13 protein-coding genes are annotated in these 13457 nt (G+C 72.6%); 11 read left to right on the top strand and 2 right to left on the bottom strand.

Annotated features, from left to right (window positions below):
* Positions 1 to 11 precede the first annotated feature (11 nt).
* Genes EMA17_RS03125 through iolD form a run of 8 tightly spaced genes read left to right on the top strand, consistent with a single transcriptional unit; the run spans position 12 to position 8618 of the window.
* Positions 12 to 1397 carry an ABC transporter substrate-binding protein gene (locus EMA17_RS03125; protein ID WP_126635283.1) on the top strand — a complete coding sequence of 462 codons (1386 nt, stop codon included), beginning with the start codon at positions 12 to 14 and terminating at the stop codon, positions 1395 to 1397.
* Complete coding sequence (locus EMA17_RS03120; RefSeq protein ID WP_126635282.1) at positions 1394 to 2281, top strand: carbohydrate ABC transporter permease; 888 nt, start codon at positions 1394 to 1396, stop codon at positions 2279 to 2281. Before EMA17_RS03125 ends, EMA17_RS03120 begins: the two co-directional genes overlap by 4 nt.
* 3 nt (positions 2282 to 2284) lie before the next feature.
* Complete coding sequence (locus tag EMA17_RS03115; protein WP_126635281.1) at positions 2285 to 3118, top strand: carbohydrate ABC transporter permease; 834 nt, start codon at positions 2285 to 2287, stop codon at positions 3116 to 3118.
* A gap of 5 nt (positions 3119 to 3123) precedes the next feature.
* Positions 3124 to 3951 (top strand): 6-phosphogluconolactonase, encoded by an 828-nt coding sequence (locus EMA17_RS03110; RefSeq protein WP_126635280.1) that lies wholly within the window; start codon positions 3124 to 3126, stop codon positions 3949 to 3951.
* Complete coding sequence (iolC, locus tag EMA17_RS03105) at positions 3948 to 4967, top strand: 5-dehydro-2-deoxygluconokinase (RefSeq protein ID WP_126635279.1); 1020 nt, start codon at positions 3948 to 3950, stop codon at positions 4965 to 4967. Before EMA17_RS03110 ends, iolC begins: the two co-directional genes overlap by 4 nt.
* Positions 4968 to 4969: 2 nt before the next feature.
* The gene (locus EMA17_RS03100; RefSeq protein WP_218042643.1) at positions 4970 to 5854 is read left to right on the top strand and encodes a Cgl0159 family (beta/alpha)8-fold protein; all 885 of its coding nucleotides are present in this window, start codon (positions 4970 to 4972) and stop codon (positions 5852 to 5854) included.
* The gene (iolB, locus tag EMA17_RS03095) at positions 5851 to 6723 is read left to right on the top strand and encodes a 5-deoxy-glucuronate isomerase (RefSeq protein ID WP_126635277.1); all 873 of its coding nucleotides are present in this window, start codon (positions 5851 to 5853) and stop codon (positions 6721 to 6723) included. The genes EMA17_RS03100 and iolB overlap by 4 nt, the downstream gene beginning before the upstream one ends.
* Complete coding sequence (gene iolD, locus EMA17_RS03090) at positions 6720 to 8618, top strand: 3D-(3,5/4)-trihydroxycyclohexane-1,2-dione acylhydrolase (decyclizing) (RefSeq protein WP_126635276.1); 1899 nt, start codon at positions 6720 to 6722, stop codon at positions 8616 to 8618. Before iolB ends, iolD begins: the two co-directional genes overlap by 4 nt.
* 41 nt (positions 8619 to 8659) lie before the next feature.
* On the opposite strand, the gene EMA17_RS03085 is transcribed toward iolD, so the two are convergent.
* A complete protein-coding gene (locus tag EMA17_RS03085) occupies positions 8660 to 9712 on the bottom strand; it encodes an alpha/beta fold hydrolase (RefSeq protein ID WP_126635275.1) in 1053 nt (350 codons plus the stop codon).
* A gap of 114 nt (positions 9713 to 9826) precedes the next feature.
* Here EMA17_RS03085 and EMA17_RS03080 point away from each other — a divergent pair, with 114 nt between their 5' ends.
* The gene (locus tag EMA17_RS03080) at positions 9827 to 10447 is read left to right on the top strand and encodes a TetR/AcrR family transcriptional regulator (RefSeq protein ID WP_126635274.1); all 621 of its coding nucleotides are present in this window, start codon (positions 9827 to 9829) and stop codon (positions 10445 to 10447) included.
* A 39-nt stretch (positions 10448 to 10486) separates the two neighbouring features.
* Here the strand turns inward: EMA17_RS03080 and EMA17_RS03075 are convergent, their stop codons facing one another.
* Positions 10487 to 11722: an FAD-dependent monooxygenase gene (locus EMA17_RS03075; RefSeq protein ID WP_126635273.1), complete on the bottom strand. Its 1236-nt coding sequence runs from the start codon at positions 11720 to 11722 to the stop codon at positions 10487 to 10489.
* Between the two features lie 85 nt (positions 11723 to 11807).
* Between EMA17_RS03075 and EMA17_RS03070 the strand changes: the two genes are divergently transcribed.
* Together EMA17_RS03070 and EMA17_RS03065 are read left to right on the top strand one after the other, a co-directional pair.
* On the top strand, positions 11808 to 12476 hold the full coding sequence (locus tag EMA17_RS03070) for a TetR/AcrR family transcriptional regulator (RefSeq protein ID WP_126635272.1): 669 nt from the start codon (positions 11808 to 11810) through the stop codon (positions 12474 to 12476).
* Positions 12477 to 12707: 231 nt separating this feature from the next.
* Positions 12708 to 13427 carry a DUF4232 domain-containing protein gene (locus EMA17_RS03065; protein ID WP_126635271.1) on the top strand — a complete coding sequence of 240 codons (720 nt, stop codon included), beginning with the start codon at positions 12708 to 12710 and terminating at the stop codon, positions 13425 to 13427.
* Positions 13428 to 13457 lie beyond the last annotated feature (30 nt).

Raw genomic sequence — 13457 nt, 5'->3', positions numbered from 1 at the left:
CGGGAGCAACCATGAAATCTCTGCGCTGGACCGCGGTCGCGGGGATCGCCCTGACCGGGATCCTCGCCACCGCGTGCGGCGTCCCCGGCGCGGGCGGCACCACCGTCGCCTCCGACCTCGCCGGCGGTCCCGTGACCCAACGGGTCACCGCCGAGGACGTCAAGGCCATGGGCGACACCAAGCTGCGCGTGCTCGCCGACGCCGGCGAGGAGAACACGCTCAAGGCCCTCGTGCCGCTGTACGAGAAGAAGTACCCCAACGTCAAGGTCGAGGTCGCCACCAAGGGCTTCGACGACCTGATGAAGACCGTCGTCAACTCGATGTCCGGCTCCGACGCGCCCGACCTCGCCCAGGGCAACCAGGGCTACGGCACCGACGGCCCGCTGGTGAAGGCCGGACTGATCCGCCCGCTCGACGACGTGATGCGCACCTACGGGTGGGAGAACACCTTCACCGAGGGCGCGCTCAAGCAGTACCGCTGGTCGCCCGACGGCTCGATCTTCGGCTCCGGCAGCCTGTACGGCATCAGTCCCGCCACCGAGTACGTCGGCGTGTTCTACAACACCGACAAGCTCGCCAAGCTGGGCATCGCGCCGCCGCAGACCTACGCCGAGTTCACCGCCGCGCTCGACCGCGTCAAGGCCGCGGGCGAACAGCCGATCATGCTCGGCAACGCCGAGAAGTATCCGGCGAGCCAGGTCATCGGCCTGGTCCAGGGCCAGAACGTGCCCAGCCGCGACGTGCGTTCGTGGATCAGCGGCGTACCCGGCACCACGGTGGCCGACCCCGGCACCGTGGACGCCGCCCGGACCGTGCAGGACTGGGCGGCACAGGGCTACTTCGGCCCCGGATACAACGGCATCAGCTCCGACGACGCGGTCGCCAAGTTCGGCGCCGGCGAGGGCGCGTTCCTCGTCGCCGGCTCCTGGAACGCGCCCTCGCTCCAGGAGAACATGAACGGCAAGGTCGGCTTCACCCTGCCCGCCCGCGCCGACGGCACCCGCGCGACCGTGGGCTCGCTGGGCCTGGGCTGGCACATCGGCGCCAAGACCAAGAAGCTGCCCGCCGCGGTGGCGTTCCTGGACCTGCTGATGAGCGACGAGTTCGCGCAGACCATCGCCGACGTCGGCCGCACCCCGGTCACCGGCGCGGGCAAGGTCAAGGCCGGCAGCCCCGTGGTCGAGCAGGTCAACACGATCGGTCTGAAGCTCCTGGTCGACGACGGCCAGAACTTCTACCTCGACTGGGCCTCGACCACGATGTACGACACCATCGGCGCCAAGACCCAGGACCTGCTGGCCAAGCACACCTCGCCGAGCGGTTTCGCCAAGGCGCTCCAGGACGACCGGGAAGCGTTCGCGGCCAAACAGCGGGCGGACCGGAAGGCCGCGTCGTGAGCGGCCTGCGCGCGTGGAGCGCGAGACAGTACTGGCCCGCGTTCTTCTACCTGCTGCCGGCCGCCGTGTTCTACACGCTGTTCGTGCTGCGTCCGCTGGGCCAGACGGCCTGGGTGTCGCTGTTCACCTGGGACGGCATCACCGAGGGCCGCTGGGTCGGCGCGGACAACTACTCCGCGCTCCTGGACGACGGCCGGATCCCCTCCGCGATCGCGCACTCGCTGGTCTTCGTCGTCTTCTACGCGGTCTTCCCCGTCGCGCTCGGGCTGTTCCTGGCCGCGCTGATGTCGCGGATCAGGGTGCGCGGACTGAGCTTCTTCCGCGCCGTGCTGTTCCTGCCGCAGATCCTGGCGACCGTGGTGGTCGCGGTGTCGTGGCGGTGGATCTACGACATCGACGGCCCGCTGAACGCCGGGCTGCGCGCGGTGGGCCTGGGCTCGCTCGCGCGGGCCTGGCTCGGCGACTACGACACCGCACTGCCCGCGGTCGGCATCGTCGGCACCTGGGTGATGTACGGCCTGTGCATGGTGCTCTTCCTCGCCGGCGTGCAGAAGATCCCCACCGAACTGTACGAATCGGCCCGGCTCGACGGTTGCGGCCCCATTCGGGAGTTCTTCACCGTCACCCTGCCCGCCCTGCGCGGCGAGATCGCCATCGCACTGGTCCTCACCATCACCTACGCGCTGCGCAACTTCGACCTCGTGTGGAACACCACCGCGGGCGGCCCGGGCACCTCCACCACCGTGCCCAGCGTGTTCGTCTACCAGGGCGCGTTCCTCACCCACGAGGTGGGCAGTGCCGCCGCGATCAGCGTCTGCCTGACCGCCGTGGTGCTCGTCGTCACCGGCGTGATCATGCGCCTCGTGCGCGGCAAGGAGGGCTGACCGATGCCGAGCAACAGTCGCCGACAGACCGTCATCGGCCACGCGATCCTCGCGGTCGCCGCCCTCGTCGCGCTCTACCCGTTCCTGTCCGTCCTGCTGCTCGCGTTCGGCGAACCCGGCACGCGCACCAGCGGATTCTCCATCCCCACCTCGATCAGCTTCGACAACTTCACCGAGGCGTGGCGGCGCGGTCTGTTCTCGGACGCGCTCACCTCCAGCCTGATCGTCGCCGCCGCCGTGGTGATCGGCACGATCGTGCTCGCGGTACTGGCGAGCTACGCCCTCGCGTTCTTCCCGTTCCCGCTCAAGGGCCCGATGCTCGGGCTGCTGCTGATCGGGCTCGTGATGCCGTACGAGGCGACCGTCATCCCGCTCTACTACCAGCTCAAGGACTGGGGACTGGTCAACACCTACTGGGCGTTGATCCTGCCGCAGATCGGACTGTCGCTGCCCTTCGCGGTGTTCTGGATGCGGACCTTCTTCGTCTCCACCCCGCCCGCGCTGCGCGAGGCCGCCGCGGTCGACGGCGCGTCCCGCCTGCGCACCCTGCGCTCGGTGCTGCTGCCGATGGCGACGCCCGCGATCGGCACCCTGGCCACCCTGCTCTTCCTCTTCGCCTGGAACGAGTTCCTGCTCGCCCTGGTCCTGGTCCCCGACAACCGCTCGGTGCAGACCGCACCGCTCGCCCTGTCGTTCTTCGCCGGCAACCGCCGCAACAGCGATCCGGGCGTGACCGCCGCCGCGGCCGTCCTGGTCGCCCTTCCCGTGCTCATCAGCTACATCGCCCTCCAGCGCCGCATGATCAGCGGAATGCTCGCGGGCGCCGTCAAGGAGTGACACCCATGCCAGCCCCCCTTCCCCTCCGGGTCTTCGACGCGCCCGCGGACCTCGGCGACGCGCTCGCCCGCGAGATCGCCGACGGCATCGTCGCCGCCGCCGCGGCCGGCGTGCGCTACGTGCTGGGCTGCCCGGGCGGCCGCAGCCCCAAGCCGGTCTACGACGCGCTGGCCGAACAGGTCGCCGCCCGCGGCCTGGACCTGCGGCACGTGGTGATCGCGATGATGGACGAATACGTGGTGGCCGGCCCCGACGGCTACACCGACATCGACCACACCGCGCACAACAGCTGCCACCGCTTCGCCGCCGAGGAGATCGTCGCCCCGCTGAACGCGGCCGCCGGCCCCGGGCGCGGCATCCCCGCCGACGCCGTCTGGTTCCCCGACCCCGCCGACCCCGAGGCCTACGACACCCGCCTCGCCGACGCGGGCGGCATCGACCTGTTCATCCTGGCCTCCGGCGCCACCGACGGACACATCGCCTTCAACCCGCCCGGCGCGCCCCGCGACAGCCGCAGCCGCGTCGTCGAACTGCCCGACAGCACCCGGCGCGACAACCTCGGCACCTTCCCCGACTACGCCTCGCTCGACGAGGTCCCCCGGCACGGCGTCACCGTCGGCGTGCACACGATCGTCTCCCGCTCGCGACGCGCGGTCATGGTCGTACACGGCGAGCACAAGCGCGAGGCGGTCCGCCGCCTGGGCGCGGCCGGGGACTACGACCCCGCGTGGCCGGCCACCCTGGTCGTCACCTGCGAACGCCCGTCCCTGTACGTGGACCGCGCCGCGGCGCCGTCCCCGGACACGAACCGCGTCGCGGCGGACGCCCGATGAGCGACGCCCGGGACCTGATCACCCTCGGCCGGGTGAGCGTGGACCTGTACCCCGAACAGATCGGCGTCGGCCTGGCCGACGTGCGCACCTTCGCCAAATACCTCGGCGGCAGCGCGACCAACGTCGCCGTCGCGGGCGCCCGGCACGGGCTGCGCACGAGCGTGGTCACCGGCGTGGGCCAGGACCCGCTGGGCGACTTCGTGCGGCGCGCGCTGCGCGGCTTCGGTGTCGCCGACCGCCACGTGGTCACCGTCTCCGGCCGGCAGACGCCCGTCGTGCTGTGCGAGATCTTCCCGCCGGACGACTTCCCGCTCTACTTCTACCGGCCGAACGCCCCCGACCTCGCGCTGACCGTCGAGGACCTGGACACCGAGGCGCTGCGCACCGCGCGCATCGTGTGGATCACCGGCAGCGGACTGTCCGCCGAACCCTCGCGCACCACCACCCTGCGCGCCGTCGCCGACCGGGTCGAGGGCGGCGACACCGTGCTCGACCTGGACTGGCGGCCGATGTTCTGGGCCGACCCGAGCGAGGCGCCCGCCTGGTACGCCCGGGCCCTGGCCCACGCCACCGTGGCCGTGGGCAACCGCGACGAGGTCGAGGTCGCCGTCGGCACCCGCGACCCCGACGAGGCCGCCGACCGCCTGCTCGCGCGCGGCGTGCGACTGGCCGTGGTCAAGCAGGGGCCGGCCGGCGTGTTGGCGCGCACCGCCACGGAGGAGATCCGGCTGGCGCCCATCCCCGTCGACGTGGTCAACGGCCTCGGCGCCGGCGACGCGTTCGGCGGCGCGCTCGCGGCGGGCCTGGCCGGCGGACTGCCGCTGCGCCGCACGCTGGAGATCGCCAACGCCGCCGGCGCCCTGGTGGCCGGCCGACACGCGTGCGCCGACGCGATGCCCACCCTCGCCGAGATCGACGAGTTGATCGCGCGCTCCGCCGGCGCCGCCTCCGGGTCCGCCGTCGGCTCCACCCCGAGCGCCACCCCCGTTTCCACCCCTACCGAAGGACAGCTGTGAGCATCGCCCCCGACATCGCCTCGGTCGTCGCCACCCGCCTGACCGACCCCGGCGCCATTCGCCGCGCCGCGCTGGCCCGACCCCGGTTCGAGCGCGCCGGCTTCGCCCGTCCGCTGTTCATCCTCGCCGCCGACCACGCCGCGCGCGGCGCGATCGCCGCCGGCGGCGACCCCACCGCGATGGGCGACCGGCACGAACTGCTCGCGCGCTGCGTCGAGGCGCTGGCCCGCCCCGGGGTGGACGGCTTCCTGGGCACCCCGGACATCGTCGAGGACCTGATCCTGCTCGGCGCGCTGGACGGCAAGCTGGTCCTGGGCTCGATGAACCGCGGCGGCATCCCCGGCGCGAGCTTCGAACTCGACGACCGGTTCGGCTCCTACGACGCGCGCGGCATCGCCGAGGGCGGCCTGGACGGCGGCAAGATCCTGCTGCGCGTGGACCCGGCCGACGCCGGCACCGCCGAGACGCTGATCGGCACCGCGAACGCGGTCAACGAGCTGGCCGAACGCGAACTCCTGGCGCTGATAGAGCCGTTCCTGTCGATCCGGGAGAACGGCAAGGTCCGCAACATCCTCACCCCCGACGCGCAGATGAAGGTCAACAACATCTCCGCCGCACTGGGGCGCACCTCGGCGTACACGTGGCTCAAGGTGCCCGTCGTCGACGAGATGGAACGCATGATGGCCTCGACCACCATGCCCACGCTGCTCCTGGGCGGCGAGGGCGGCGGCGACGTCGACGCGATGTACGCCTCCTGGCAGCGCGCGCTGGAGATCCCGCACGTGCGCGGCCTGATCATCGGACGCACCATGCTCTTCCCGCACGACGGCGACGTGGCCGGCGCGGTCGACACCGCCGTGTCCCTGGTGCGTGGGGCCACGCGGTGAGCGCCCTGCACCTGCCCGACGGGAGCACCGCCGAGGGCGGCTTCCGCGTGGCGATCACCCCCGAGTCGGCGGGCTGGGCCTACAGTTCGCTGCGCGTGCTGGAGCTGGCGCCGGGCGAGACCCGCCGGTTCGAGACGGGCGACGCGGAGACGATCGTGCTGCCCCTGGCCGGGTCGTGCACGGTCACCGTCGACGAGGAGACCTACGAACTCGCGGGCCGTGAACACGTGTTCGCGCGGGTGAGCGACTTCGTCTACGCCCCGCGCGACGCGCGCGTGAGCGTGACCTCCGAGCGCGGCGGCCGCTTCGCGCTCCCGGCGGCTCGCTGCGAGCGGCGCCTGGCCCCGGCGTACGTGCTGGCCGGCGACGTCGCGGTGGAGGTACGCGGCGCGGGCGCCGCCTCGCGGCAGGTCAACAACTTCGCCGCGCCGGACGGCTTCGGCTGCGACCGCCTGGTCGCGGTGGAGGTGCTCACGCCGGGCGGCAACTGGTCCTCGTACCCGCCGCACAAGCACGACGAGGCCCGCCCCGGGGAGGCGGTGTTGGAGGAGATCTACTACTTCGAACTCGGCTCCTCCGGCGGCCCCGGGCGCCCCTTCGGCTACCAGCGGGTCTACGACGGGCACGAGGTGGACGTGCTCGCCGAGGTGCGCCAGGGCGACGTGGTCCTGGTGCCGCGCGGCTACCACGGCCCGTCGATGGCGCCGCCGGGATACCCGATGTACTACCTGAACGTGCTCGCGGGCCCGCATCCACAGCGCACGATGGCCTGTTGCGACGACCCCGAACACCACTGGGTCCGGCAGTCCTGGGAGAGCGTGGAACGCGACCCGCGGGTGCCGATGTGCGATGCGGAGGGACCACGATGAGCACCGTACGCACGACGAACACCGTGCGGATGACCACGGGACAGGCGCTGGTGCGCTTCCTCTCCCGCCAGTACAGCGAACGCGACGGCGTCGAACACCGGCTGATCGAGGGCTGCTTCGGGATCTTCGGGCACGGCAACGTGGCCGGGATCGGACAGGCGCTGCTGGAGCGGCCCGGCGACCTGACCTACCATCAGGCCCGCAACGAGCAGGCGATGGTGCACGCGGCGGTGGCCTACGCCCGCACCCGGCGCAGGCTGTCGACGCTGGCCTGCACGACGTCGGTGGGCCCCGGGGCGACCAACATGATCACCGGCGCCGCGCTGGCCACGATCAATCGGCTGCCGGTGCTGCTGTTGCCGGGCGACACGTTCGCCACCCGCGTGGCCTCGCCGGTCCTGCAGGAACTGGAACTGCCGTACGCCGCCGACATCAGCGTCAACGACGCCTTCCGGCCGGTGTCCCGCTTCTTCGACCGCGTCCAGCGCCCGGAGCAACTCGCGCACGCGGCGGTTCAGGCCATGCGGGTGCTCACCGACCAGGCCGAGACGGGGGCGGTCACCCTCGCGCTGCCGCAGGACGTCCAGGCCGAGGCGTGGGACTTCCCCGAGGAGTTGTTCGCCAAGCGGGTGTGGCACGTCCGCCGGCCGGTGCCCGACCCCGACTCGCTGGCCGCCGCGGTCGCGGTGCTGCGGAGCGCGCGCCGGCCGCTGATCGTGGCCGGCGGCGGTGTGGTGCACGCCGACGCGACCGCCGCGCTGGCCGCCTTCGCCGCGGCCACCGGCATCCCGGTCGCGGTCACCCAGGCGGGCAAGGCCGCGCTGCCGCACGAACACCCGGCCGCCGTCGGCGGGATCGGCCACACGGGCTCCGTCGCGGCGAACGCGCTGGCCCACGACGCCGACGTGGTGCTCGGCATCGGCACCCGGTGGCAGGACTTCACCACCGCGTCGCGGACCCTGTTCGCCGACCCCGACGTGCGCTTCGTCAACCTCAACATCGCGGCGTTCGACGCGGCCAAGCACGCCGGCGTGGCGCTGGTCGCGGACGCGCGGGCGGGCCTGGAGGCGTTGACGGCGGCGCTGACCGGCTGGAGCGCCCCGGCCGAACACCGCACCCGCGCGGCCGAGGCGGTGCGTCGCTGGGACGCGGAGGTCGACGCCGCGTTCGCCCGCGCCCACACCCCGCTGCCCGCCCAGAGCGAGATCATCGGCGCGGTCCGCGAGGCGATGGCGCCGCACGACGTGGTGGTCTCCGCGGCCGGCTCCATCCCCGGCGACCTGCACAAACTGTGGCGCCCGGCCGATCCGCTGGGCTACCACGTCGAGTACGGGTTCTCCTGCATGGGCTACGAGATCGCCGGCGGCCTGGGCGTGAAGATGGCCGCACCCGAGCGCGAGGTGTTCGTCCTGGTCGGGGACGGCTCCTACCTGATGATGGCGCAGGAAATCGTCACGGCCGTCGCCGAGGACGTCAAACTCGTCGTCGTGCTCGTACAAAACCACGGCTACGCCTCGATCGGGGCGCTGTCCGAGGCGGTGGGCGCCGAACGCTTCGGCACGCAGTACCGGTTCCGGGACCGGGAATCCGGCACCTTCGACGGCGGTGTGCTGCCGATCGACCTGGCGGCGAACGCGGCCAGCCTGGGCGCGGACGTACTCCGGGCGAACGGGCTCGCCGAATTCCGCACCGCGCTGGCCGCCGCCCGCGCGTCCGCGCGCACCACGGTCGTACACGTCGACACCGATCCCCTGATCGGCGCCCCGTCCTCGCGGGCGTGGTGGGACGTGCCCGTGGCCGAGGTGGCCACGACCCCCACGACCGGCGAGGCCCGCCGCGACTACGAACGGGAGAAGACGGCCCAGCGCCCGCTGCTGCGCCCGGCCGTCCCCTGACGGTTCGCGCGACCTCGGGGCCGCAGGTCGTGGTCGGGGGGTCAGGTGGCCAGGGTGGCTTCGAGCCAGGGGGTGATCAGTGCCATCGCCTCGTCGAAGCGGGAGATGGCGCAGTGGCCGGTGTCCGGGACGAGGTGGACTCGGGTGTCGCGGCGGCCCTGGAAGATCAGGGTGTCGGACTGTGGGACGTGTACGTCGTCGGCGCCGTTGATCACCAGCATCGGGCCGTTCGTGTCGCGGTCGAGGAGCGGGCGCAGGTCGAAGGCCGCGAGGGCTCGATCGCGCTCGGCCGTGGTCGGCATCGCGTCGAAGCCCAGGGCGTTGCCGACGATGCCGTCCATGCCGAAGGCGAAGCCGCGGCCCCGGGCGAACGAATGCCGCACCGGGCCGCCGAGTACGACCGAGGCGTCGACGGCGCCGGTCAGTCCGGTGCGGGCGGAGTAGTGGCCGCCCATCGAGATGCCGAAGTGGCCGACGCGGCCGTTGCCGATGGTGCGGGCGAAGGCGATCAGGCCGTCGATCACCTCGGCACCGCCGTCCGGGGTCATCGGCAGGTGGGCGCTCTCGCCGGTGCCGGCGAGGTCGAACAGCAGCAGCCGTGCCGGGAGGGTGAGCGCGAGTTGCTCCCACATGCCGTGCAGGTCGGTCTTCCAGGAGTCCACGCCGCCGCCGGCCAGGACCACCGGGGCGTCGGCGGGCAGGTCGGGCGCGGCCATCAGGTGGATCGGGAGGGTGGTCTCGCCGCCGCGGTGGGCGACGGTGAGCGTGCGGCGCTCGAATTCGACGGGGAAGTCCGGCGAGGCGAGCACGTACTGCTCGACCTGGCGGGCGAGCGCGGTGCGCTTGGATTCGTCGGCGAGCGAGGGGAACTTGGCCCAGCCGTACGCCTGCGCGGCGGAGCGGTGGCGCCCGGCGGCGGCGTGCCGGGCCGCCAGGGCGGACCACTCGTACACCCAGCCGCCGGGGCGGTCGGGCCACATCTCGGTGACGGCGGCGCGCACCGCGTCGACCTCGTCGGCGGGGAGGCCGAGGGTCATCTGCGGGTAGCGCTCGACGAACAGGTCCTGCGGGTCCAGCGGCCAGGTGAAGGGCATGGCGATGCCTCCTGTCGTACTTAAAGCGTGTTGCCTTGCATTAGCGACTATGCGCCTGGGCGGGATTTAACGCAAGGGCACTTGCGTTAAGATGACGGCCGAGGTGATCGACACATGACCGGGACCGAGGGAGCAGAGGAAGCGCCGGATCCGATTCGCCGGCGTCCGGGTGGGCGGGCCGCGCGGGTGCGCGCGGCCGTGCTGGCCGCGGCCATGGACGCGCTCGCCGAGGGCGGCATCGCCGGGTTCGGCGTCGCCGACGTCGCGGTCCGCGCCGGCGTCAACGAGAGCACGGTGTACCGGCGTTGGGGCAGCCGGGAAAAGTTGCTGCTGGACGCCATGCTGACGGGCAGCGACGCGGGCATCCCCGTCCCCGACACCGGCGAAGTGCGCACCGACCTGGCCGCCTTCGCCCGTGCGCTGGCCGAGTACATGGCGACCCCGCTCGGCGGCGCCGTCGCCCGGGCGGCCACACTCGGCTCCGACGACCCGGTGCTCGCCGAGTCCTGGCGCACGTTCTGGCAGTCCCGCCTCGATCAGGCCGGCGCCATCGTCCGCCGGGGCGTCGAGCGCGGCGAACTCCCCCCGGACACCGACACCGGTCTCGCTCTGGAACTGCTGTGCGCCCCGCTCCAGACCCGCGCCCTCCTCGGCCACCGCCCCCTCGAACCCGACCTGCCGGAACGCCTGGCGGATGTACTGCTCGACGGCCTCAGAAGCAGGGATCGGAACTAGACACACGGACCACGAACCGCGGACGGGTGGGCGCGCGGCCTACGCCGTCGGCCCGGTGTCGGGCAGCGGGAGCCTCGGGGGTGTCCAGTCGGCGAATTCGAGGATCGCCTTCATGGCCACCGCCGGTGGGGTCAGGCGCATCGCGGCGTTGCGCACGGCCACCGCCAGGCGGCCTTCCGCCTTTTGGATGCGGCCCATTCGGTGCGATGCCTTGGTGACGGCGGCGACTCTGGGGCGGCGGGTGTCGTCGTATGCGGCCAGGGCGGTGGCCTGATTCTCGTGCGTGTGCAGGCACGCGGCCAGGACGACGGCGTCTTCGATGGCCATGCACGCGCCCTGGCCCAGATGTGGGGGCATCGCGTGGGCGGCGTCGCCGAGCAGGGCGACGCGGCCCGCCACGTACGTATCCAAAGGGGCGCCCAGGATGTGGATGTCGTGGTGCAGGACGGCCTCCGGGGCGGTGGCCTTCAGCAGGGCGGGAATCGGGTCGTGCAGGCCGTCGACGCGGCGCCGCGCCTCGGCCCACTCGTCGTCGTGGCGCACTCCGGCCGTCGCCCTGGTGACCACGTGCCAGCACACCCGGCCGTCACGAATGGGCATGACGCCGATCTCGGCGCCGGCGTGCAGGGTCTGCGCGATGTCGGGGGTGGGCAGGAACGCCTCGGTCGTCACGCCGCGCCAGACGGTCGAGCCGCTGTGGACGGGGGCCGGGGCGTCCGGCCAAAGGCGGGCGCGGACGCGGCTGTTGACGCCGTCGGCGACGACGGCCAGATCCGTCCCGATGGTCGCCGTGCCGCCCGGTCCGGTGTAGTGGACGAGAGCCTGTTTCGGGTCCTGCGTGATGTCGGTGACCTCGGCCCCGTGGACGACGACGCCGTCCACGGGGAGGGCTCGCCGCAGGATGTCGTGGAGTTCGGCCCGGTGCAGCGAGTAGATCCCGGTGCCGAGCCTGGCCTCCAGTGCCGTGCCGTCGACCCGGGACAACCACCGGCCGCCGCCGTCGCGCACGCCGGTGGACAGTTGCGGTCGGCCGCCGGCCTTGACCGCGGGACCCAGGCCCAGGCTCTCCAGCGCGCGCATCGCGTTGCTCATCAGCGCGATCCCCGCCCCGACCTCGCCGCCGACCGCCTTGCGTTCGAGGACGGTCACCCGCCAACCGATCCGACGCAGCCCGACGGCGGCGGCCAGGCCGCCGATGCCACCCCCGACGACCACCGCCGATCGGCTGCCCGCCCGGTTGTTCGCGTGTGTGTTCGTCGCGTTCTTTTCCGGCATGGTTCACGCCCCCTCGTTTCTACTTCTGTAGAAGACCGTATACTACGGATGTAGAAAACGACACGGGGTATCGGAGGGGGCACGCGTGCACGCGGAACACGATCGTCGGACGGTTCTCGCGGACGCGGCGATCGAACTGCTGGCCTCCGGCGGCATGCGGGCGCTCACCCATCGCGGCGTGGATGCCCGGGCCGAACTGCCCCTCGGCACCACCTCGGCCTACTTCCGGACCCGGAAGGCGCTGATCACCAAAGCGGTCCGGCGCCTTGTCGAGTTGGACGCCGAGGACCTGCGGCAGGTCGCGCTGGCCGGCGACGGACCGCTGCTCGCCCCGTCGCCGGCCGAACTGCTCGGCCCCGCGCACCTGGACCGACTCGCGGACGCCACCGCGGCCTTCGTCGACCACATGCTCGGTCCCGGACGCGTGCGTACGCTCGCGCGCTACCACTGCATCCTGGAGACCGTCCACGAAACGGAGTTGCGGGAGATCCTTCGGCACGGGGACGCGGCCAGGGCGCAGATGTGCGCGCTGCTGACGGCCGCCGGCATACCCCGGGCCCGGGCCGAGGAGCGGGCCCGTCGGCATCTGGCCTGCGTGGACGGGCTGATCTTCGATCGGCTGACGGCCGCACCCGGCACCGTCCCGACGCCCGGGACGCCGGAGAGCCGAAACGATCTGCGGGAGGCCGTCCGTGGGCTCCTGGAGATCGCCCTGTCGGGAGCGCGGACACGGCCGCGCCACCCCTCCGCGTGACCCGCAACGACCGAGGCCCCCGGCGGGATCGTTGGCGCCGACGTTCGCGGTGACGGCGCGCCGCCTTGCTCTTGTTGCGTTCTGTGACCATGTCACCGGTTGGTGACAGCGCTGTCGTGGAACGCCGACGTCGGTTCCCAGGGGGGTCGCCGCCCCGGCATGGTGATCACGCAACTACCGGGAAGCCCGGCGTCATCGAGGCTTCGACTACGCGATACCAAGGGGTCTTTCATGTCCGCCAACCGCCGCCGGACCATCCTCGCCTCCGCGACCCTCGTCGCCGGCGCCCTGCTGATGACCGCCTGCCAGGACTCGGACTCCGGCGCCGCGAAGGGCACTTCGTCCAACGCTCCGGGAGGCGGGGCACCCGCCGCGCCCAACCCGGCGAACCCGAGCGCCAGTCAGGGCACCGGCGGAACCCAGAGCAGCGGAACCCAGGGCGGAGGCAGTGCCTCCGGCGGGCAGAGCGGTGGCGGCGGTCAGGGCACGAGCGCCGGCACCGGAACCACCTCGGGCGGCGGCGGAAACGGCAAGACCGCCAAGTGCCGGACGGACGAGCTGAAGGCCACCGCGATCGACGGCACCATCGACGGCGACTCCGACGGCACCGTCGCGGTCACGTTCAAGAACAACGGCCCGGACTGCTCGATGTCCGGCTACGCGGGCGTCGACCTGAAGACCGACGCGGGCAATATCTCCGCGCAGCGCACCGGCCAGGAGCCCGTCTCGTTCGTTCTCAAGAGCGGCAAGTCGGTGTCCTTCGGCATCAACTACCCGAAGGAAACGATGGGCGAGGCCTCCGGGCTCCGCATCACCGGTCTGGTGGTGACCCCGCCGGACGAGACGAAGTCCGTGACCCTGAACTGGCCCGGCACCGCCAGGCTCCCCGTCAAGAGCGCCGGCGCCCCGATCAAGGTCGGCCCGATCGGCAGCGCCGGCCAGGGCGGCTGACCCGCGACCACCCGGAGGTGGAAGTCCCAC

This window comes from Embleya hyalina, assembly GCF_003967355.1.
Taxonomy (GTDB): domain Bacteria; phylum Actinomycetota; class Actinomycetes; order Streptomycetales; family Streptomycetaceae; genus Embleya; species Embleya hyalina.
The sequence above is the reverse complement of the archived record's forward strand: the minus strand, read 5'-3'. Positions and strand labels throughout refer to the sequence as shown.

Coding starts and splice junctions, on each gene's coding strand:
- EMA17_RS03115 (WP_126635281.1), top strand. CDS start 2,285: ATGCCGAGCAACAGTCGCCGACAGACCGTCATCGGCCACGCGATCCTC.
- EMA17_RS03125 (WP_126635283.1), top strand. CDS start 12: ATGAAATCTCTGCGCTGGACCGCGGTCGCGGGGATCGCCCTGACCGGG.
- iolD (WP_126635276.1), top strand. CDS start 6,720: ATGAGCACCGTACGCACGACGAACACCGTGCGGATGACCACGGGACAG.
- iolC (WP_126635279.1), top strand. CDS start 3,948: ATGAGCGACGCCCGGGACCTGATCACCCTCGGCCGGGTGAGCGTGGAC.
- EMA17_RS03075 (WP_126635273.1), bottom strand. CDS start 11,722: ATGCCGGAAAAGAACGCGACGAACACACACGCGAACAACCGGGCGGGC.
- EMA17_RS03110 (WP_126635280.1), top strand. CDS start 3,124: ATGCCAGCCCCCCTTCCCCTCCGGGTCTTCGACGCGCCCGCGGACCTC.
- EMA17_RS03080 (WP_126635274.1), top strand. CDS start 9,827: ATGACCGGGACCGAGGGAGCAGAGGAAGCGCCGGATCCGATTCGCCGG.
- EMA17_RS03085 (WP_126635275.1), bottom strand. CDS start 9,712: ATGCCCTTCACCTGGCCGCTGGACCCGCAGGACCTGTTCGTCGAGCGC.
- EMA17_RS03065 (WP_126635271.1), top strand. CDS start 12,708: ATGTCCGCCAACCGCCGCCGGACCATCCTCGCCTCCGCGACCCTCGTC.